This is a genomic window from Bacillus luti (genome assembly GCF_009739945.1).
Taxonomy (GTDB): domain Bacteria; phylum Bacillota; class Bacilli; order Bacillales; family Bacillaceae_G; genus Bacillus_A; species Bacillus_A luti.
Window position 1 is genome coordinate 1,759,456 of sequence record NZ_CP040336.1, and the last position, 19,181, is coordinate 1,778,636.

The following is a 19,181-nucleotide window of genomic DNA, read 5'->3' on the forward strand; positions in this document are numbered from 1 at the left end:
AGTTTATCGTATCGGTAGAGAATGGTGAAACGTTAGAAGAAGCGATAATTCGAGAAATGAGAGAAGAAACAGGGTTAGAAGTTAAAATTAAGAAGCTACTCTATGTTTGTGATAAACCAGATGCTCTCCCGCCTTTATTGCATATTACATTTTTGCTTGAAAGGATTGAAGGTGAAATTACGCTACCGTCTAATGAATTTGATCATAACCCGATTCATGATGTGCAAATGGTACCGATTAAAGACTTAAGTCATTATGGTTTTTCGGAAATTTTTATCACTCTTATAAGTGAAGGTTTTGCAAGTGCAGGGAGTTATCAAGGGTTGAAACAAAATATAGGCCTGTAAATATAATTGAAGGATAGCGGTTAGCTATCCTTCATAAACATGTTTTACACTGCTGACTGTATAGAAGAAACAAGTTGATTTAAAAACTCATCCCCGGTCATAATCGCTTTCCCACCGCCACGAGCACTCTTTTTATTTCCGCCACCTTTTCCTTCAATTGTAGGAAGTGCCTCTTTTAAAAGAGCATTCATATCGAGCGTGACTGTTTTTCCGCAAGCGAGGATGCATTGTAGTTTGTCTTCGTTTTCAATAACGAAATATGTAACTGCATGCTCTTGTTGTTCTGTAATAATAGCAGAAAGCTTTGCGATTTCTTGCATAGAACGATTTATAAATACTTTAGAAATAAGTATGCCAGCATGTATTTCTGAAGGCTGTTGCAGTAGTTCATTTGCCTCTGCATATAATAATTTTTCATTCATTGTTTGCATTGCTTTTTCGGTTTCTTTTTGAGAAGTAAGAAGTTGTGCTACTTTTGCTGGAATATCAATCTCGCTACTGTTTAATTGTTTAGAAACATCCTTTATAATTTGTTGCTGTTGTCCCATTAGTTTAATTGTGCGCCAACCAGCGATAAATGTTAAGCGGATGCCACCTTTATTACGCTCCCAATCAAGTACTTGAATAGGACCTACTTCACCTGTATGTTTCGGATGCGTTCCACCACAGCCGTTATAATCAAAGTTTTCGATCATAACAACGCGTATATTTTCTGTCATAGTCGGTTCTTTACGAAGGGGGAATGTTTTCGCTTTTTCTAAGTTCATCCACTCGATGCGGATTGGATGGTTTTCGAAAACAATTTTGTTCGCGATTTGTACAGCTTTTTCAACCGTTTCCGCATGAAGATTTTCTGTTTCTAAATCAATTGTTACCGTTTCTTTACCAAGGTGGAATCCAATCGTAGGTATGTTAAAATGGTCCCAAAAAGCAGCGGATAAAATGTGCTGAGCCGCATGTTGCTGCATATGATCAAAACGGCGCTCCCAATTAATTGTACCTTCTACTTCTTCTGTATGTAATTGTTCTGCAAGGAAGTGGCGAATTTCTCCATCTATCTCTTCTACATTGATTACATCGATGTCATTTAATATGCCAGTATCATACGGTTGTCCGCCACCTGTCGGATAAAATGCCGTTTCGTTTAAAACAACGTAGAAGTTACCGTCTTTATCATAATCTTGTTTTATAATTTTAGTAGTAAAGTCTTTTTTATAAGCGTCAGTGTAATATAATTTTTGCTCCAATTTTCTTTCCCCTTTCGTGTTCACTAGTTTCATTGTAAAGCAATTGAAATTAGTTTCCTAATATTTCAGAAGAAAGAAACTATTTTTAGAATTTTCTTGCTATAATAAGAAAAAGAAAATGCGGGGGTGGAATGAATATGCTATATGAAGACGGTGTAGATAAACTGCTTAGTTTAAGCAAAAATATTTCTGAATTGTATCGAGAATTAAATGAAATGACCCGGATTTTAACGGAGTGTAATCGAGAAAGTGTGAAGTTTGATCGGCTATATGTAAAAGAGTTACTGTGGAAGAAAGAAGATGTAATAGAGAAATATGACCAGCTACTTGTACAACTTTGTATAAATGAATGCTTTGATTTAAAAAGTGTCATTACAGGGGAATATAAGTATACATATGAAGAAGTAGAAAACATCGTTTTACAATTTAATGAAAAGTATAATGTTACAATTTTAATTAAAGATGTTTGTAAAGAACTACAGTTTACATATGGCATAGATATGGATATAACGAGAACAGCTCGGGTATCGACAGCTCAAGTATAAAAAGGGAAAAGAAAGCAGAACCTTTGCTTTCTTTTTTTATGTAAGAACAGGGAGAGTAGGTTTGAAGATGAAGGGGAAGTTGCAAAATATTCATCCGTTAGGAATGACAATTATAATAGGGACTTTATTTGCGAGATTCGCTACGTCAATGAGTATTCCTTTTTTAGCAATTTATTTAACGACTGTTAAAGGCGTATCAGCAGGAATGACGGGTGCTATTATCGGAACGAGTGCACTTGTTGGAGTGTTTGCTAGTTTTATCGGGGGGAATTTATCGGATCGGTTCGGCCGAAACATGATTATACTATGGTCCATGATTGTTTGGGTGTTTGTATTCATAGGTTTTTCACTTGCAGATCATGTTTTAAGTTTCTTTTTACTAAATGCTTTGAATGGATTATGTAGGTCCTTTTTTGAACCGACGTCAAGAGCGTTATTATCGGATTTAACGAAACCAGAGTATCGTTTACTCGTATATAATTTGCGTTACGGTGCAATCAATGTTGGGGTAGCGATCGGTCCACTTGTTGGATTACAGATTGGAAGCGCAAAATCAACAATTCCTTTTTTAGTAGCAGCTGGAGTGTACATTCTATATACGGGTATATTAGCGTTCCAATTTAAGAAGTATCCACTGGAACGAAAGAAAATAAATACAGAAAAGCCTGTTACAATGTTAAATGCAATTCGTATATTGCGAAAGGATGTTGTATTTTTAGTTGCTTTAGTTGGTATTATTTTGAGTAATTGTGGTTTTTCTCACTTAACAACAACAGTATCTCAATATTTTGCAAATGCACATATATTTCAGGATGGAGTGAAATTATTTTCATATATGCTAGCTTTAAATGCGATTGTTGTAGTCGTAATTCAATATCCTGTTATTCAAATGTGTAAGAAGTATACACCGTTAGTATCCATTATGGTGGGAACTTTATTTGTGAGCGGGGGATTGTTTGGGTTTGGAATGGCAGAATCTACGCTAGGTGCTGCCATTTGTACAATTATTTTTACAATTGGAGAAGTCTTAATGTTTTCAATGACGGATGTATTTATTGATGATATTGCTGTTGCGCATCTAAAAGGAACATACTTCGGGGCGATGGGATTTTCAGGAATTGGAGCAGTAATAGGTCCATGGTTTGGGGGAGTACTTCTCGATTATTACGGGTACCAAAATGGATTTATTGTCTTTTCAGCGCTAGCTATATTTTCAACTGTAGCATTTCCTGTACTTTTAGTTACAAAAGGTTTATTGAAAAAAAGGTATGATAGAAATTCTAATATAGAAATGCAAGCGAAATAACATGAGCCCCAGTAAATGACTGGGGCTCATGTTTGTATTTATAGTAATCCTTAACTTGAAAAAAGAACTTTCTTTTCATGCTTATCAGCAACTTCATTTTTGGAAATATGAATGGCTAAAAATCCATTCTCTGAGCAGGCTAGCATCTTCTTATAAATAATATTAGCGGGTAAAGGAATGAGCCGCTGTAAAGAAGTATTTTTATGAAGTATGCAAATGTTTAGGCCTGTCTCCATCTTTTTAATGAGTACATTTTGTTCAGTCACATTTGGTACATCTGTTTCCAAAATGTATTCTTGTTCAGTTTCACAAAGGTCAATATGAATTTGATTTGGAAAACTAAAATTACTACAAGAATCGGAACAAAATTGATCCATCCATTCTTCGAAACCATCAACATGAAAAAGACAATCCTTCTTTTTCTTGCCCATGTAAGACACCCTCCGTAAAATCTCAATTCATACTATGTTATGCATGAACGAAGTAGGGGTGAAGAATAAATGGAAAAATATAAACATTGTATGTGGTAAAGGTAGCTAGTGTGAATGCTTTGTTTTACATATCATGATGCGCATGGTTTTTTTGGCGTGAATGGTTACGGTTTTTTACTTTATGAGATCCGCTTAATGGTTCAGGTTGCCCTTTTTTTTCTTTAGATTCACGATTGTTTTTTCCCATTGTATGTGACACCTCCTCTTTCTCTTTAGAATGAGAGAAGTTTGCGAATTTATACGAGAATGTTTTTTGAAAAAAGGGTAAAGATAAATGGGACTAACTATTACAGAAAGGGGAAAGTATAATGCCATATCATAAAGATAAACAACAAGCTTTTCAAGCAGCGCAGCAAGGGGTTACACAAGCAGAAAATTCATTTAACAATATTGTGAAAAATGATCCAAACTACGGTCATGATTTAAAAGAGTTACGTCAAGAGGTTCAACAAGCGTATGAACAAATTCAAAATGCACTTGAAGTAGCTTCGGAAACACAACGTCCACAACTTGAGCAATACGAAAATAATCTCCAAAATATTATGCGAAATGTAGATCAATTAGAAAAGTAAATGAGGTTGTTGTGTATTCAACAACCTCATTACTTTTAGTGTTACTATGCCGAAACGAAAAATTATTCTATTAATTTTTTCTTTAATTTGTGCAGTACATATATTTCAAGTGGACAAAGTGGAAGCTAAAATGTTGTTAAGAAAAGAGTTAGAGCCAACTGGTTATGTAACGTGGGAAGTACCTAATAATGAGAAGGTTATCGCAATTACGTTTGATGATGGACCAGATGCAACTTATACACCGCAAATATTAGATTTATTACGTCAATACAAAGCAGAAGCTACTTTTTTTATGATTGGATTTCGAGTTCAGCGTAATCCATATTTAGTAAAGCGGGTTTTAAAAGAAGGACATGAAATTGGAAATCATACGATGGATCATTTGTATGCAAGTAACTCATCAGATGAGAAATTAAAAAATGATATTTTAAATGGAAAGGAGTATTTTAAAAAATGGGTGAAAGAACCTTTATTATTCCGTCCTCCAGGTGGATATATTAATGATGCCGTATTTACGACAGCTAAAGAAGCCGGGTATCAAATTGTCCTATGGTCATGGCACCAAGACCCTCGCGATTGGGCAAACCCAGGAGTTGAATCCATTGTAAATCATGTCCTGAAAAATGCTAAAAGTGGAGATATTGTGCTGTTGCACGATGGAGGAAGTAATCGTAGTCAAACAGTTGAGGCATTAGCAAAAATTTTGCCAGAACTTAAAAAGCAAGGGTATCGATTTGTTAAGGTTTCAGAATTGCTGCGCTATAAACATTAGAGAAAATCCCAAAAGGCATACCTTTTGGGATTTTTCATTACTGATTCTTTTTACGTTTCTTATTGTTTTGTCGCTCTGCTGGAGTTAAAGGCTCATTTGCAAATTCTTCGCTAAAACCCGCGCCTTGTCCTTGTGCAGAAGCAGCATTCATTCCTGGAATAACATGATTTGCTTTTCGTTTACCCATTTGCTTTCACCTCTATAATAATTTTTGTTGGTTGAATGATGAACAATTCATAGCGTATATGAACGTAAAGTAAAGTGCTAAAAGAGTACTTTACTTTATGGTAATAGTATTCATAAGGAGCATGAACACTATTCAAATTTAGAAAGATAAAGAAAACTTATGATAATCTATAAGTTTCTTATTATTTACTTATTTAGAAAGTTGTAATAAGATATTATCGTAAGGTATTGAAAAGTTTGTCTACATTTTATATTCAGACAACTTAGTCACGTTTAACAGGGGGGAAACATAATGGTCAAACATAATCCATTTCAATCACGTGCAACTTTTGAAGTAGATGAAAAAACGTATCATTATTATGATTTGAAAGCGCTTGAAAATGCAGGGGTTGGCAACGTATCTCAATTACCATATTCCGTGAAAGTTTTACTTGAATCAGTACTTCGTCAAGTAGACGGACGTGTAATCACAGAAGAGCATGTTACAAATTTAGCGAAATGGGGAACGAAAGATGTTCAAGATATCGATGTTCCATTTAAACCATCTCGCGTAATTTTACAAGATTTCACTGGTGTTCCAGCTGTTGTTGATTTGGCTTCGCTTCGTAAAGCAATGGCAGACATGGGTGGGGATCCTGATAAAATTAATCCTGAAATTACTGTAGACCTTGTAATTGACCACTCTGTACAGGTTGATAGAGCGGGTACGGCAGACGCGCTTGCATTCAACATGGACTTAGAGTTTAAACGTAATGAAGAACGTTATAAATTTTTAAGCTGGGCACAAAAATCATTCGATAACTACCGTGCAGTTCCACCAGCTACAGGTATTGTACACCAAGTAAATCTTGAATATTTAGCACCAGTTGTTCACGCGGTGAAAAATGCTGAAGGTGACTTAGTTGCATACCCAGATTCATTAGTTGGAACAGACTCACATACAACAATGATTAACGGTATCGGCGTTCTTGGATGGGGCGTTGGTGGTATTGAAGCAGAAGCGGGAATGCTTGGACAGCCTTCATACTTCCCAGTACCTGAAGTAATCGGTGTGAAATTAACTGGTACACTTCCAAGTGGTACTACAGCAACTGATGTTGCATTAAAAGTAACACAAGTATTACGTCAAAAAGGTGTAGTTGGTAAATTCGTTGAGTTCTTCGGTAATGGACTAAAGAGCATGCCTTTAGCTGACCGTGCAACAATTTCAAACATGGCACCAGAATACGGCGCAACTTGTGGATTCTTCCCAATCGACGATATTTCATTGGAATACTTACGTTTAACAGGTAGAGATGAAGAGCAAATTCGCATTGTTGAAGAATACTGTAAAGCAAATGGCTTATTCTATACAGCAGACAGCAAAGATCCAATTTACACGGATCTTGTTGAAATTGATTTAAATACAATCGAATCTAACCTTTCTGGACCGAAACGCCCACAAGATTTAATTCCACTTTCAGATATGAAAGATGCATTCCACAAAGCTGTGTTAGCACCAGTTGGAACACAAGGACTTGGATTTAATGAGCAAGAATTCGATAAAGAAGTGAAGGTTACATTAGAAGATAAAGAAGTAACGATGAAAACAGGTGCAATTGCAATTGCTGCAATTACAAGCTGTACAAATACATCAAACCCATACGTATTAATTGGGGCAGGTCTAGTTGCTAAGAAAGCAATTGAAAAAGGCCTTGTAGTACCTGAGTACGTAAAAACATCATTAGCACCAGGGTCTAAAGTTGTTACTGAATACTTAGATAAATCAGGTTTAACAACATATTTAGATCAATTAGGTTTCCAAACAGTTGGTTACGGCTGTACGACTTGTATCGGTAACTCTGGTCCATTAGCAGACGAACTAGAAGAAGCAATCGCAGCGAACGACTTACTAGTAACATCTGTTTTATCTGGTAACCGTAACTTTGAAGGTCGTATTCACCCGCTTGTAAAAGCGAACTATTTAGCATCACCACCACTTGTTGTGGCATATGCACTTGCAGGTACTGTTGATATTGACCTGAAAAATGATGAAATCGGTAAAGATGCAAATGGCAATGCTGTTTACTTCAACGATATTTGGCCATCAGCTAAAGAAATTGAAGATGTAGTTCAAAGTGTTGTTACATCTGAATTGTTCAAAAAAGAATATGCACAAGTATTTAACAGCAACGAGCGTTGGAATGAAATCCAAACTTCAAATGAAGCTTTATATACTTGGGATAATGATTCAACATACATTCAAAACCCACCATTCTTTGAAGGTTTATCTAAAGAGCCAGGTGAAGTTGAAACGTTATCAGGTTTACGCATAGTTGGTAAATTTGGCGATTCTGTAACGACAGACCACATTTCACCAGCAGGTTCAATCGGTAAGCATACACCAGCTGGACGCTACTTACTAGAAAACGGCGTACAACCAGTTGACTTTAACTCTTACGGTTCTCGTCGTGGTAACCATGAAGTAATGATGCGTGGTACATTCGCGAACATCCGTATTAAAAACCAAATCGCACCAGGAACAGAAGGCGGATATACAACATATTGGCCAACTGGTGAAGTAACATCAATCTATGATGCTGCTATGAAATATAAAGAAGATGGCACAGGCCTTCTAGTTGTTGCTGGTAAAGATTACGGTATGGGAAGTTCTCGTGACTGGGCTGCGAAAGGTACAAACTTATTAGGTATTAAAGCAGTAATCGCAGAAAGCTTCGAGCGTATTCACCGTAGTAACTTAGTATTAATGGGTGTATTACCACTTCAATTTAAAGATGGCGAGAGCGCTGAAACATTAGGTCTTGTTGGTAACGAGTCATTTGAAATTCAAATTGATAAAACAGTTAGACCACGCGATCTTGTAAAAGTAGTTGCAACTGATGCAGATGGCAATGAAAAACAATTTGAAGTAGTAGCTCGTTTCGATAGTGAAGTTGAAATTGACTACTACCGTCACGGTGGTATCTTACAAATGGTTCTTCGTGAGAAAATCGAAGAGTCTAAAGTGTCGAACTAAATAATTGAATTGAAATGAACGATAAGGAAGCTAACAACTGTTAGCTTCCTTATTTTATGGAAAGGGATGAAACCATGTGGTTTCATCCCTTTCTTTTTACTATAAAAAATGGAGGAAACGTCATGAAAGAATATAAAAGAATATTGTTACCGTTACAGAAAGAAAAAATATTAGTAATAGCAGCTGTATGCAGTGGTTTTTTTGCAGCTATTTTAAATTTATCCCGTCCACTATTTATGGGGCTAATTGTAGATAGCCTTATTCAACGGGAATTAAAAGGTGCGTATTTGTACATCGCATTGTTTGCGGGTAGCCGCTTGATGATGTGGATAAACAATCTTTCATTCGATTATGTAAGCTCAAAAGCAAGTCAGCGAATATTACGAGAGAAGCGTATAGATGTATTGCACCATTTTTTTCTATTACCTTTTGAAGAGAGTGAGAAAATCAAACAAGGAGAGTTAGAAACTTTAGTCGTATCTGATATTCCGAACTGGGTCAGGTTATATGGTTCTATATTAATAGAATATATACACGCCATTGCGCAATTTATCGGTACAATCATAGCGCTGCAACATATAGATACACAGTTCATCTGGTGTATAACTCCGTTTTTATTTCTAAGTGTAGTTGTTCCAATGATTATAGGCAAAAAGGTAAGAAATATCGCAAGTATTGCTCAAAAAAATCAATCAAGTGTTGTAGAGATGGTTTCACAGTTTGTAAAAGGTGCACAAGATTTACGTAGTTTGCAAAAAGAAAAATGGGCTATTCGCTTATTTAAAGGAGTAACGGAGCAATCTTATAAAACAGAAGTAAAGAAGACGATGATGCAACACTGCATTGGAGTGGTTGGAACAGTTATTGAAACAGGAGCATATATCGTTGTTATCATTGTAGGCGCACAAAAAATAATGAAGGGGGAAATGGAAGTTGGTTCACTTGTTGCGGTGTTAGCTACAATTGAAATGCTCTTTTTCCCAGTCCGTTACGTGGGCGATTTATTAATGATGACACAAGTTGCAGTCGCTTCGGCAAATAGAGTTTTTTCCTTTTTAGATAAAAGAGTGGCAGATAGTAATGTAGAAAGAGCGATGGGGATGACGATAACAAATGTTTCATTTCAGGAGAGTGAAGAAGAGAAATGTAGAATTAATAATATTGATTTGAAAATTAATCCTGGTGAATTCGTTATCATTGTCGGAGAAAGTGGTGCAGGAAAAACAACGCTTTTAAAATTAATGACAGGTTTGTATAAACCATCTAACGGTAGCGTTGTTTATTATGGTCAAAAGGCTCGAATGACTACAGTGTGGCAAGAACCTCGTTTCTTTCGGACGACAGTAAAAGAGAATATATATTTCGGGGAGGAGTATTTAGAAAACGAGTTAGAAAAAAATATTGAACTTATAAATATGAAGCCGATAATTAGAGATTTACCTAAGGGGATTCAAACTGTACTACATAAAAGTGGAGAAGAGTTTTCGGGAGGAGAAAGAAAACGTCTTGCATTATTACGAGCAATTGGTTCAAATCCGAATCTTATTATTTTAGATGAACCGACTGCGGGGTTAGATCCGAGTAATCAAGAAACTGTTTGGAATATGATTGAAGGATTAGGAAGAGATGTAACGAGAATTGTGGCAACACATGATGTAGAGAAAGTGATACTAGCGGATCGTGTTGTCATAATGAGAGAAGGAAGTATTGTTGCGTGTGGAAGTCCTGAAAAATTAATAAATAGTCATTCATTTTGAAAGAGGTTGAATAAAGATAAGAGCAGTGCCCTTATCTTTATTCAACATCATTTATTTGATATTGGATAGATTCTGAATGATTTAGATCTACGTTAAAAATAGCAGTCGTAAGGAAAGTTGCAATTCCAAGGATTAAGAAAAGGACGAATGAGACTAGAGAGATGTAAAGACAAATACGCCCTACTTTCTTTTTTTCAAGATCGTTACTAAAGAGTGAAATGATCCATGTAATAATACCGATTGGGTATAAAAGAAAACTAAGAATATATAATGTTATTTTTTCGAATGAATTCATAAAAAATCCCCCTTTTGTTGAAGTTTATATAACTACGAAAGTAAAAAGGTGAATGGGCCCATAAGAAGATAAACAACACTTCATCTGTTTTTCTAATTATATGATAAAAAGGAAAAAATTACACTTTAAATAAGAATATTCTAATTATTTCGACTCTGAATATTTCCAAGCTTGTCCGTATAAGCTAAAATAAGGTATATAGTATTTGAGTAATTAAGTTATAAGAAGATAAATACGTTAGGGTGATATAACATGTGGCGGAAGCTTACGATTATTGTAGTGTTACTTTGTTTAGCGGGATATGCAGCTTATGAACAGTTTGGTAAAAACGATCGGGTGGTACAAGGGGAGCAAGAACAAAGTGAAGCTGCTATGAAAGAGATGATTGCAAGTAATGGTATTGAAATAGGGAAGAGTGCGCCAGACTTTGAATTAACGAAGTTAGATGGAACGAATGTAAAGCTATCAGATTTAAAAGGAAAGAAAGTGATTTTAAACTTTTGGGCAACGTGGTGTGGACCTTGCCAACAAGAAATGCCGGATATGGAGGCTTTCTATAAAGAACATAAAGAAAACGTAGAAATTTTAGCGATAAATTATACACCTTCAGAGAAAGGTGGGGGGGTAGAAAAGGTAAGTAATTTTGCTAAGGAAAAAGGAATTACTTTTCCTATTTTATTGGACAAGAATATTGATGTGACAACAGCCTACAAAGTAATTACGATCCCAACTTCGTATTTTATAGATACAAAAGGTGTCATTCAAGATAAGTTTATTGGACCGATGACGCAAAAAGAGATGGAGAAACGGATTGCTAAATTAAAATAATAGTGAAAAGGTAGAGATGGAATATAATCATTTCTGCCTTTTCTTTTTCAAGTAGTGAAAGCTTCGTGATATGATAAAAGAAATATACGTTGAGAGATAAAGGAGTGTATTTGGAGTGGGGAATGTATCCTTACCGTTAGATTATGTTGTAATTGACTTTGAAACAACAGGATTTAACCCTTATAATGATAAAATTATTCAAGTCGCAGCAGTGAAATATCGTAATCATGAATTAGTAGATCAATTTGTTTCTTATGTGAATCCAGAGCGTCCAATTCCGGACCGCATAACGAGTTTAACAGGTATTACAAATTATCGTGTTTCAGATGCACCGACAATTGAAGAAGTACTACCTTTATTTTTAGCATTTTTACATACAAATGTTATCGTGGCTCATAATGCTTCTTTTGATATGCGTTTTTTGAAAAGTAATGTAAATATGCTAGGATTACCTGAGCCTGAAAATAAAGTGATTGATACGGTGTTTTTAGCGAAGAAATATATGAAGCATGCGCCTAATCATAAACTTGAAACGTTAAAACGAATGCTTGGAATTCGTCTAAGTTCTCATAATGCCTTCGATGACTGTATTACGTGTGCGGCTGTTTATCAAAAATGTGCATCTATTGAAGAAGAAAAGACGAGAAAAGAAAATAAGGTCGTACTGGATGAAACAGTAGTATATGAGGCAGTGAAAGAAATACTTGTACGCAATAAACGTAATGTAGAATGGCTACGTTGTATGAACGTAGGAAGTTATTTAGATATAAAAGCTTTTTATCCAGTTATGAGATTAAAGGTAAAAGGGCGAAAGAAATACGTATTAACAGAGATATTAGAAGATGATGTGAAAGAAATAAGTACAAGTTTAAAATGTGAACCAGCGTTAAAAAATGAAGTTGGTAATACGAGAATTATGCTTAATAGCGTAGAGGATGTTTTGAAATTAGAAAGTTATATTGTAGAGCAGTATGATGTTGTATTACAGACGCTTCGTGAGTATAAAGAAAATGAAATGAATGCAGATGAGAAGTTGAAAGAGTATTTAAATATCCTAGTATAAAAAACTCAGTGTGCAATATATTGTACACTGAGTTTTTTTAGGAGTACTAAAACATAAAATTTTCTTGCAAATCTGATTAAAGAGTTTTTCGTTTGCTCATACTATGTAGTAAGAAAGTAAAGGAGAGAGGGTGAACAGCATGAGAAGAAGTCGCCGTAAATCGTTTGAAGAACTTGTGAATGAAAATAAACAACAATTATTAAGTGATCGTGATGCAATCGATCGCATTGAAGAGCGTATTGAAAAACGTTATGAAATGAAACTTTTTAAGCAAGCTGAATAATTCTTAACACTAGTACGATACTAGTGTTAAGGAGGCGATAGTAATGGGTAATCCGAAAAAGAATTCAAAAGACTTTGCACCGAATCATATTGGAACACAATCAAAAAAAGCTGGTGGCAATAAAGGGAAGCAAATGCAAGACCAAACGGGCAAACAACCGATTGTTGATAACGGTTAAAAAAGGAGAATGTTATCATTCTTCTTTTTGTGACGGATTTTTAATAGTAAAAAAGGGCTGACATGAGTCAGCCCTTTTTCGTAATCGTAAAGTTTTCAACGAGTAAACGCCAATTTTGTGGAAATGGTAAACCGATCTTCCAATAGCTAATACCGCCTATACCTTGTTCCTTCATTAAATTGAATTTACTTTGAACAGAACGTGAATCTTCAAACCAAACTTCGTGTTGTACACCATTCTCATCGAAATAATTAAAATGAGGAGCTTGAGCTGTGAAGTCATAGCGAATAGGAACATTGTATTTACGAGCTAGTGCAACAGCGGCGACAGAGCTAATTGCTTTTGCAGGTGGATTTCCTTGTTTGAACGGTAGTTTCCAATCGAATCCGTATAAATTTTGCCCCATCATAATTTTTTGTGGAGGCATTTGAGATTTTGCGTATTGAAGTACTTCTTTTACTGGACCGATAGGAGAGATAGCCATCGGTGGGCCGCCTTGCCAACCCCAGTCATATGTCATAATGACAACGAAATCAACAATTTGCCCTTGGGCTTTATAGTCATGTGCTTCAAAGAATTTTCCTTTTTGATTGGAGCTCGTTTTCGGTACAAGTGTTGTACTGAGTGTGTATCCGTTAGGTAAACGTGTTTTCACATTTCTTAAAAAGCGATTATACGCTTCGCGATCTTCAGGTGCCACATTTTCGAAATCGAAATGAATGTCGCGCATCCCGTACTTTTCAGCTGTTTGCAAAATGTTCGTAATAAATTTGTTTTGAATTGATGCATCACGTAAAATAACCGATGTTAGATCAGCACTGAAATTTCCATTTTCGATATTTGTAATAACGAGCATAGGGATGGTTTTACCTTGTGTTGCAATAGTAGCGATTTTAGCTGTTTCCGTTGGTTCTTTTAATGTGCCATCTCTTTTTGCTTCGAAACTAAAGTAGGCTAAATATGTTAAAAATGGATTAATGGCACGTGTAGCATTAACTAAGCTTTCTTTAATAGGTATTGTTGAAGGTTGTAAATATGCGATAGATTCTACAGATCTTTTTGTCCCTTTTGGTATATACAATTGCTGTCCGACATGGAGAATGGATTTTAAAGATAAGTTATTCACTTTAGCTAAACTAGCGAGAGGAACGTTATATGTTTGAGAGATTCGATACAGGCTATCACCAGGCTGTACATAATAATTATTCCCTTTTGTATTCACAATCAACGCCTGACCAACAACGAGTGTTTCAGCTGGATTTAGTCCATTGTCCTTTACTATTTCGTCAGGTGTGGATCCGTATTTTGATGCCAAGCTATATACGCTATCCCCGCTACGAACAGTTACAATTTGAATCATATGCTTGCTCCTTTCGGTAAAAGATTCACTGTTTTTATTTTATTTTTGATTCCGCTGTATTATGATTAAATGTATGCAAGGTAGCAGAAGTGAAAGAAGGCGAATACATATGTTTGTAGCAGAACATGAAGTTGAAATCCGTTATGCGGAAACAGATCAAATGGGTGTTGTTTACCATTCAAATTATTTAGTGTGGCTTGAACTAGGCCGTACGAAACTTATACAAGATTTAGGATTTTCATATGTTGAAATGGAGAAAGAGGGCATTATTTCTCCTGTGTTAGACTTGCAAATTTCATATCGTAAAGCGATGCGCTACGGTGAAAAGGCAATTGTGAAAACGTGGGTGGACACTGTGAGCCCGCTTCGCGTTGTATATGGATATGAAATTTATAATGGCGATGGAGACCTTTGTATTACTGCGAGTACGACGAATATTTGTGCGAAAAAAGAAGGATTCAGGCCCGTATCATTTAAAAAGTTCTATCCTGAGTGGTATGCGAAATACGAGGAAATTAAGAAAAAATAAAAAAAGCGTGGCATCTGCCACGCTTTTTTATTTTTCATAATTAAATTGAGGGAAATCATCACCGTCGTTAAATGTAACAGATAAATTATGTCCATCGAAGAACCACTCATCATCGCCTTCAATAAAGAAGTTAATACCTTCTTCTTGAGTTTGAACAGCAGGATGTGCAGGATCATCTTTACGAATACCTAAAGAAAGTCCCTTTTGCACCGTACTGCAACCGCCGTATTGTACGAAAAGGCGTAGTGTTTCACCTGATTGTAAGTTTAATTCGTTTTTATACCATTGTGCTGCTTCTTTTGTTACGGAAAGATTCATGTATAGTTCCTCCAAATTATGTTGCTTTTTCTTTAGTATAAAAAATAACGCAAAAAGACGCTATTAATATGCTTCACGTTTTCTTTTTGCGTTATGTGGGTTACGATCTTATTTTTGCTTTTTTGAAAAGTTTGCTTTCGGTTCAGTTTTATTTATAATTCGGCCGATATTTGCACGGTGTTTATAAATAACCATACCTGCTAATAAACACATCGCAATAATGAAGATTTTATCCCCGCTAACAATGGATGCAATAACAGCCACAACAGCTGTTACCATAGAAGAAAGTGATACGTATCTTGTTGTAAATAAAAGGGTGAAAAATACAACAGCTAATATTGCAAAAACAACTGGTGAGTAGCATAATAACACGCCTGCTGAAGTTGCAACGGCTTTACCCCCGCGGAATTTCGCAAAGATTGGATATACATGTCCAAGAACAGCTGCTAATCCAAACCATAGTGGGTGAACATCTAGCCCGAAAATCATCGGTAGACCTGTTGCTAATGTACCTTTTAAAATGTCAGCAATTGTAACGGTAAAACCTGCTTTTTTCCCTAATGTGCGGAATGTATTTGTTCCGCCTAAATTACCGCTCCCGTGCTCACGAATGTCGATTCCATAGCCGATTTTCCCAACAACTAGTGCAAATGGAATTGATCCAAGTAAGTAGGCAACGATAAATAAAAGATATGTAGTAACCATAAGTTCAGTCTCCTTTATTCAAATGTGTTGATAAAGGGTAAAAAGAGTTTTTCCCGTATATTGTACCATACATTTGTAAAGAGCACATTTCTTTTTTATAAATGAAAAATTCATTAATTCGTGAAAAAAATTTCACAGGAATGTTACATTTCTCACAGAAACAGTAAGACTATATGTTGTAACATTTTAATCAAAAGACAACAACATATTGGTGGAGGGTTATAAATGTTACAACAAAATGTACGTGGAGAAGAATTAATGAAAGTATTTGAGACGATTGTCCACGGTAATGAGCAAGATTTAATGCAAGAAAATGCAAATGTAGACGGCCGCTCTCCAATGGGAGTAATGGGAACGTTCGCATCTGAGAGTGCGAAATATTATGCAGTTGAAAATTTATTGTCAGATCAAGTGAAAAAAGCGATAAATCAAAATATATTATATCCACATGATTTAGATTTTTATGCGACAGGAACGACGACTTGTTCGCAAATCCCGCTAGCGCAAATGCTTGCTAACGGCTTTCATACTGGACATGGACATATGAGACAACCACAAGATATAAAAAGTGCATTGGCTCTTTCTTCTATTATTTTTCAAGCGAATCAAAATATGCAACACGGTGGTCAATCGTTTGCTCTCTTTGATATTGATTTAGCTCCCTATGTAAGAAAAACAGTAGAGCGACATAAAAATCGATTACAGTCATATCCGCTTACGAAAGAACAAAGAGAAGAATTTGCATGGAAAGAAACAGAAAATGATACGTATCAAGCGTGTGAAGCTTTCATTCATAATTCAAATAGTATGCACAGTAGGGGCGGGGGACAAGTACCGTTTATTTCTATTAATTATGGAACAGACACGTCAAAAGAGGGGCGATTACTAGTTAGACAGCTTTTAAAAGCGACACAAGCTGGTCTTGGTAAAGGAGAAACACCGATTTTTCCTATTCAAATTTTTAAAATGAAAAAAGGTGTGAACTTTGAAGAATGTGATCCGAACTATGATTTATTTGAATTAGCATTAGAGACAACGGCTGAACGATTATTCCCTAACTTTTCATTTTTAGATGCGCCATTTAATGCCATGCATTATGACGGACGACCAGAAAGTGAAGTATGTTATATGGGATGCCGTACCCGTGTTATGTCTAACATACATGGAGAAGAAACAGCGATTGGAAGAGGAAATTTATCATTTACGTCTATAAATTTAGTGAAATTAGCGTTAATTAGTGGTTCAAAAGAAGCGTTTTTTGAAGCGTTAAATTATTACTTAGATTTAGGAATTAAGCAACTATTAGAGAGATTCGCGTATCAATGTACGAAGCGAGCAAGAGATTTTCGATTTTTATATTCACAAGGTGTATGGCGCGGTGGAGAAAAGTTACAGCCTGAAGATTCTGTAGCATCCATTTTAAAGCAAGGGACGTTAAGTCTTGGTTTTATCGGTCTTGCGGAGTGCTTAGTAGCTTTAACCGGAAAGCATCATGGAGAAGATGAAGAATCATGGAAACTCGGGTATGAAATCATTTCCTTTATGAGAGATAGAATGGATAAAGCGACAGAAGAACATGAACTGAATTTCTCAGTAATTGCAACTCCTGCGGAAGGGCTATCAGGTAAGTTTGTGAAAAAGGATAGAGAAGAATTTGGGGTGATTAGCGGTATAACGAATCATAATTATTATACGAATTCATTCCATATTCCAGTTTATTATAACATTCAAGCGATAAAAAAAATTCGTTTAGAAGGGCCGTTCCATGCTCTATGCAATGGAGGGCATATTACGTATATTGAGCTAGACGGGACAGCTATGCATAACAAAAAAGCATTAAAGCAAATTGTACAAGCGATGGCAGAGAATGGCGTTGGATACGGTTCAATTAATCATCCAGTTGATCGTTGTAAGTGCTGCAGTTATCACGGGGTTATTGGGAATGAATGTCCAAGCTGCGGAAATGAAGACGAAGCTAGTATAGAAAGAATTCGCCGTATAACAGGATATCTTGTAGGAGATATGTCGAAGTGGAATAGTGCGAAACGTAGTGAAGAGATGGATCGGGTGAAGCATAAATGAAAGTTATGAACATCATTCATGACAGTGTAGTAGATGGAGAAGGATTGCGGACAGTCGTGTTTTTTGCGGGCTGTCCGCATCGTTGTTTCGGTTGCCATAATCCGAAATCGTGGAATGTTTGTAATGGAACTGAAATGACAGTAGAAGAAATTGTGAAAGAGATTGAAAGTAATCCATTAACTGATGTAACATTTTCAGGTGGAGATCCATTTTTTCAAGCTGCTGAAGTGAAAAAAGTAGCAAAAGCTGTGAAAGATTTGAAGAAAAATTTATGGATGTATACAGGTTATACGTTAGAAGAGATACAGAGTTCTCAAAATAATGATATGATAGAGTTGTTACATTACGGGGATGTTTTGGTCGATGGAAGATTTGAAATCGAGAAAAGAGATTTAGCACTTCCATTTCGCGGAAGCTCCAATCAACGTATTATTCGATTGAAAGAGTAAAAAGGCGGGATAGATTATATGAATAAAACAGTATTACTTGTTGAAGATGAAAGAAGATTACGTGAAATTGTTAGTGATTATTTTCGTAATGAAGGCTTTGAGGTAATCGAAGCAGAAGACGGAAAAAAAGCGTTAGAATTATTTGCAGAGCATGAAATTGATTTAATTATGTTAGATATTATGTTACCAGAAATAGATGGATGGTCTGTTTGTAGACGAATTAGAAAAGAATCAGCGGTACCAATTATAATGTTGACAGCACGTTCGGATGAGGATGATACATTGCTAGGTTTCGAATTAGGTGCAGATGAGTATGTAACAAAACCTTTTAGCCCGAAAGTGTTAGTAGCTCGCGCGAAGACGTTATTGAAACGTGCAGACGGCGTAGTAGGAGTAGCAGAAGAAAATACTATGTCTTTAGCTGGAATAGAAGTGAATCGACTATCTAGAACTGTGTTAGTAGATGGAGAAGAAATTATATTGACGCATAAAGAATTCGAACTTCTTGTTTATTTAATGGAGAACAAAGGAATTGTATTGTCACGCCAACATTTATTAGATCAGTTATGGGGATACGATTATTATGGAGATGACAGAACAGTTGATACGCATATTAAAAAACTACGAAATAAGCTAGGCGATAAAGCAAAGCATATCGGTACTGTCATTCGAGTGGGTTACAAGTTTGAAGAATAATGATAAAGGTCGCTATGCACTTTAGTTTGAGAATATAGCAAATTTATATGCTCCTTTGCAGGTGGAAATGTACAAAAAATACTTTTATTGTCTACAATGATAAATAGGAGTATTTTTTTAATTGGATTTCACGATGAGTTCACAAGAAGGACACAA

At 35.8% G+C, this 19,181-nt stretch carries 22 protein-coding genes and 1 pseudogene; 15 read left to right on the forward strand and 8 right to left on the reverse strand.

Annotated elements, in window-relative coordinates; translation table 11 throughout:
• Nucleotides 1-14: 14 nt before the first annotated feature.
• Nucleotides 15-347 (forward strand): annotated as a pseudogene (locus tag EUC40_RS09040) (NUDIX domain-containing protein); the annotation flags it as partial.
• A gap of 44 nt (nucleotides 348-391) precedes the next feature.
• Here EUC40_RS09040 and EUC40_RS09045 read toward each other — a convergent pair.
• Nucleotides 392-1,594, reverse strand: a complete 1,203-nt coding sequence (locus EUC40_RS09045) for an alanyl-tRNA editing protein (RefSeq protein ID WP_156574539.1) — start codon at nucleotides 1,592-1,594, stop codon at nucleotides 392-394.
• Between the two features lie 137 nt (nucleotides 1,595-1,731).
• Between EUC40_RS09045 and EUC40_RS09050 the strand changes: the two genes are divergently transcribed.
• Both EUC40_RS09050 and EUC40_RS09055 read left to right on the forward strand, forming a co-directional pair.
• Nucleotides 1,732-2,139 carry a hypothetical protein gene (locus tag EUC40_RS09050; protein ID WP_156574541.1) on the forward strand — a complete coding sequence of 136 codons (408 nt, stop codon included), beginning with the start codon at nucleotides 1,732-1,734 and terminating at the stop codon, nucleotides 2,137-2,139.
• 67 nt (nucleotides 2,140-2,206) lie between these two features.
• A complete protein-coding gene (locus EUC40_RS09055) occupies nucleotides 2,207-3,445 on the forward strand; it encodes an MDR family MFS transporter (RefSeq protein WP_156576923.1) in 1,239 nt (412 codons plus the stop codon).
• A 50-nt stretch (nucleotides 3,446-3,495) separates the two neighbouring features.
• Here EUC40_RS09055 and EUC40_RS09060 read toward each other — a convergent pair whose 3' ends face one another.
• Together EUC40_RS09060 and EUC40_RS09065 are read right to left on the reverse strand one after the other, a co-directional pair.
• On the reverse strand, nucleotides 3,496-3,876 hold the full coding sequence (locus tag EUC40_RS09060; RefSeq protein WP_151628354.1) for an Hsp20/alpha crystallin family protein: 381 nt from the start codon (nucleotides 3,874-3,876) through the stop codon (nucleotides 3,496-3,498).
• Between the two features lie 124 nt (nucleotides 3,877-4,000).
• Nucleotides 4,001-4,123 carry a small acid-soluble spore protein P gene (locus EUC40_RS09065; protein WP_000517651.1) on the reverse strand — a complete coding sequence of 41 codons (123 nt, stop codon included), beginning with the start codon at nucleotides 4,121-4,123 and terminating at the stop codon, nucleotides 4,001-4,003.
• A gap of 121 nt (nucleotides 4,124-4,244) precedes the next feature.
• Here EUC40_RS09065 and EUC40_RS09070 point away from each other — a divergent pair, with 121 nt between their 5' ends.
• Nucleotides 4,245-4,508, forward strand: a complete 264-nt coding sequence (locus tag EUC40_RS09070) for a hypothetical protein (protein WP_088233240.1) — start codon at nucleotides 4,245-4,247, stop codon at nucleotides 4,506-4,508.
• 46 nt (nucleotides 4,509-4,554) lie between these two features.
• A complete protein-coding gene (pdaB, locus tag EUC40_RS09075; RefSeq protein ID WP_156574543.1) occupies nucleotides 4,555-5,280 on the forward strand; it encodes a polysaccharide deacetylase family sporulation protein PdaB in 726 nt (241 codons plus the stop codon).
• Nucleotides 5,281-5,317: 37 nt separating this feature from the next.
• On the opposite strand, the gene sspO is transcribed toward pdaB, so the two are convergent.
• Nucleotides 5,318-5,467, reverse strand: coding sequence for a small acid-soluble spore protein SspO (sspO, locus tag EUC40_RS09080; RefSeq protein WP_071711363.1), 150 nt, complete (start codon nucleotides 5,465-5,467; stop codon nucleotides 5,318-5,320).
• A 291-nt stretch (nucleotides 5,468-5,758) separates the two neighbouring features.
• Here sspO and acnA point away from each other — a divergent pair, with 291 nt between their 5' ends.
• Nucleotides 5,759-8,482, forward strand: a complete 2,724-nt coding sequence (gene acnA / locus EUC40_RS09085) for an aconitate hydratase AcnA (RefSeq protein ID WP_071711364.1) — start codon at nucleotides 5,759-5,761, stop codon at nucleotides 8,480-8,482.
• A 56-nt stretch (nucleotides 8,483-8,538) separates the two neighbouring features.
• Nucleotides 8,539-10,239 carry an ABC transporter ATP-binding protein gene (locus EUC40_RS09090; protein ID WP_156574545.1) on the forward strand — a complete coding sequence of 567 codons (1,701 nt, stop codon included), beginning with the start codon at nucleotides 8,539-8,541 and terminating at the stop codon, nucleotides 10,237-10,239.
• 37 nt (nucleotides 10,240-10,276) lie between these two features.
• Here the strand turns inward: EUC40_RS09090 and EUC40_RS09095 are convergent, their stop codons facing one another.
• On the reverse strand, nucleotides 10,277-10,534 hold the full coding sequence (locus EUC40_RS09095; RefSeq protein ID WP_001083877.1) for a hypothetical protein: 258 nt from the start codon (nucleotides 10,532-10,534) through the stop codon (nucleotides 10,277-10,279).
• 252 nt (nucleotides 10,535-10,786) lie between these two features.
• Between EUC40_RS09095 and EUC40_RS09100 the strand changes: the two genes are divergently transcribed.
• From EUC40_RS09100 to sspN, 4 genes are all read left to right on the forward strand, one after another.
• On the forward strand, nucleotides 10,787-11,362 hold the full coding sequence (locus EUC40_RS09100; protein ID WP_060631827.1) for a TlpA family protein disulfide reductase: 576 nt from the start codon (nucleotides 10,787-10,789) through the stop codon (nucleotides 11,360-11,362).
• A gap of 115 nt (nucleotides 11,363-11,477) precedes the next feature.
• A complete protein-coding gene (locus EUC40_RS09105; protein ID WP_156574547.1) occupies nucleotides 11,478-12,425 on the forward strand; it encodes a 3'-5' exonuclease in 948 nt (315 codons plus the stop codon).
• 139 nt (nucleotides 12,426-12,564) lie between these two features.
• Nucleotides 12,565-12,708 (forward strand): FbpB family small basic protein, encoded by a 144-nt coding sequence (locus EUC40_RS09110; RefSeq protein ID WP_001254699.1) that lies wholly within the window; start codon nucleotides 12,565-12,567, stop codon nucleotides 12,706-12,708.
• A 43-nt stretch (nucleotides 12,709-12,751) separates the two neighbouring features.
• Nucleotides 12,752-12,886 carry an acid-soluble spore protein SspN gene (gene sspN / locus EUC40_RS09115; RefSeq protein WP_000527987.1) on the forward strand — a complete coding sequence of 45 codons (135 nt, stop codon included), beginning with the start codon at nucleotides 12,752-12,754 and terminating at the stop codon, nucleotides 12,884-12,886.
• 67 nt (nucleotides 12,887-12,953) lie between these two features.
• On the opposite strand, the gene EUC40_RS09120 is transcribed toward sspN, so the two are convergent.
• On the reverse strand, nucleotides 12,954-14,246 hold the full coding sequence (locus tag EUC40_RS09120; protein ID WP_071711366.1) for a glycoside hydrolase family 18 protein: 1,293 nt from the start codon (nucleotides 14,244-14,246) through the stop codon (nucleotides 12,954-12,956).
• Nucleotides 14,247-14,355: 109 nt separating this feature from the next.
• Between EUC40_RS09120 and EUC40_RS09125 the strand changes: the two genes are divergently transcribed.
• Nucleotides 14,356-14,775, forward strand: coding sequence for an acyl-CoA thioesterase (locus EUC40_RS09125; RefSeq protein WP_000495807.1), 420 nt, complete (start codon nucleotides 14,356-14,358; stop codon nucleotides 14,773-14,775).
• Between the two features lie 27 nt (nucleotides 14,776-14,802).
• On the opposite strand, the gene EUC40_RS09130 is transcribed toward EUC40_RS09125, so the two are convergent.
• Nucleotides 14,803-15,093, reverse strand: a complete 291-nt coding sequence (locus tag EUC40_RS09130) for a HesB/YadR/YfhF family protein (RefSeq protein WP_001054449.1) — start codon at nucleotides 15,091-15,093, stop codon at nucleotides 14,803-14,805.
• 108 nt (nucleotides 15,094-15,201) lie between these two features.
• Nucleotides 15,202-15,798: a glycerol-3-phosphate 1-O-acyltransferase PlsY gene (gene plsY / locus EUC40_RS09135; RefSeq protein ID WP_071711367.1), complete on the reverse strand. Its 597-nt coding sequence runs from the start codon at nucleotides 15,796-15,798 to the stop codon at nucleotides 15,202-15,204.
• Nucleotides 15,799-16,023: 225 nt separating this feature from the next.
• Here plsY and EUC40_RS09140 point away from each other — a divergent pair, with 225 nt between their 5' ends.
• Genes EUC40_RS09140 through EUC40_RS09150 form a run of 3 tightly spaced genes read left to right on the forward strand, consistent with a single transcriptional unit; the run spans nucleotide 16,024 to nucleotide 19,025 of the window.
• Nucleotides 16,024-17,880: an anaerobic ribonucleoside triphosphate reductase gene (locus tag EUC40_RS09140; protein WP_156574549.1), complete on the forward strand. Its 1,857-nt coding sequence runs from the start codon at nucleotides 16,024-16,026 to the stop codon at nucleotides 17,878-17,880.
• Nucleotides 17,877-18,329, forward strand: a complete 453-nt coding sequence (gene nrdG / locus EUC40_RS09145) for an anaerobic ribonucleoside-triphosphate reductase activating protein (RefSeq protein WP_098662841.1) — start codon at nucleotides 17,877-17,879, stop codon at nucleotides 18,327-18,329. The genes EUC40_RS09140 and nrdG overlap by 4 nt, the downstream gene beginning before the upstream one ends.
• 18 nt (nucleotides 18,330-18,347) lie before the next feature.
• A complete protein-coding gene (locus EUC40_RS09150; RefSeq protein ID WP_001044686.1) occupies nucleotides 18,348-19,025 on the forward strand; it encodes a response regulator transcription factor in 678 nt (225 codons plus the stop codon).
• Nucleotides 19,026-19,181: the final 156 nt, after the last annotated feature.

Excerpts from the sequence above, each read along its gene's own strand:
- EUC40_RS09050 (WP_156574541.1), top strand. The coding sequence starts at position 1,732 with ATGCTATATGAAGACGGTGTAGATAAACTGCTTAGTTTAAGCAAAAAT.
- EUC40_RS09055 (WP_156576923.1), top strand. The coding sequence starts at position 2,207 with ATGAAGGGGAAGTTGCAAAATATTCATCCGTTAGGAATGACAATTATA.
- EUC40_RS09060 (WP_151628354.1), bottom strand. The coding sequence starts at position 3,876 with ATGGGCAAGAAAAAGAAGGATTGTCTTTTTCATGTTGATGGTTTCGAA.
- EUC40_RS09065 (WP_000517651.1), bottom strand. The coding sequence starts at position 4,123 with ATGGGAAAAAACAATCGTGAATCTAAAGAAAAAAAAGGGCAACCTGAA.
- EUC40_RS09070 (WP_088233240.1), top strand. The coding sequence starts at position 4,245 with ATGCCATATCATAAAGATAAACAACAAGCTTTTCAAGCAGCGCAGCAA.
- pdaB (WP_156574543.1), top strand. The coding sequence starts at position 4,555 with ATGCCGAAACGAAAAATTATTCTATTAATTTTTTCTTTAATTTGTGCA.
- sspO (WP_071711363.1), bottom strand. The coding sequence starts at position 5,467 with ATGGGTAAACGAAAAGCAAATCATGTTATTCCAGGAATGAATGCTGCT.
- acnA (WP_071711364.1), top strand. The coding sequence starts at position 5,759 with ATGGTCAAACATAATCCATTTCAATCACGTGCAACTTTTGAAGTAGAT.
- EUC40_RS09090 (WP_156574545.1), top strand. The coding sequence starts at position 8,539 with ATGGAAAGGGATGAAACCATGTGGTTTCATCCCTTTCTTTTTACTATA.
- EUC40_RS09095 (WP_001083877.1), bottom strand. The coding sequence starts at position 10,534 with ATGAATTCATTCGAAAAAATAACATTATATATTCTTAGTTTTCTTTTA.
- EUC40_RS09100 (WP_060631827.1), top strand. The coding sequence starts at position 10,787 with ATGTGGCGGAAGCTTACGATTATTGTAGTGTTACTTTGTTTAGCGGGA.
- EUC40_RS09110 (WP_001254699.1), top strand. The coding sequence starts at position 12,565 with ATGAGAAGAAGTCGCCGTAAATCGTTTGAAGAACTTGTGAATGAAAAT.
- sspN (WP_000527987.1), top strand. The coding sequence starts at position 12,752 with ATGGGTAATCCGAAAAAGAATTCAAAAGACTTTGCACCGAATCATATT.
- EUC40_RS09120 (WP_071711366.1), bottom strand. The coding sequence starts at position 14,246 with ATGATTCAAATTGTAACTGTTCGTAGCGGGGATAGCGTATATAGCTTG.
- EUC40_RS09125 (WP_000495807.1), top strand. The coding sequence starts at position 14,356 with ATGTTTGTAGCAGAACATGAAGTTGAAATCCGTTATGCGGAAACAGAT.
- EUC40_RS09130 (WP_001054449.1), bottom strand. The coding sequence starts at position 15,093 with ATGAATCTTTCCGTAACAAAAGAAGCAGCACAATGGTATAAAAACGAA.
- plsY (WP_071711367.1), bottom strand. The coding sequence starts at position 15,798 with ATGGTTACTACATATCTTTTATTTATCGTTGCCTACTTACTTGGATCA.
- EUC40_RS09140 (WP_156574549.1), top strand. The coding sequence starts at position 16,024 with ATGTTACAACAAAATGTACGTGGAGAAGAATTAATGAAAGTATTTGAG.
- nrdG (WP_098662841.1), top strand. The coding sequence starts at position 17,877 with ATGAAAGTTATGAACATCATTCATGACAGTGTAGTAGATGGAGAAGGA.
- EUC40_RS09150 (WP_001044686.1), top strand. The coding sequence starts at position 18,348 with ATGAATAAAACAGTATTACTTGTTGAAGATGAAAGAAGATTACGTGAA.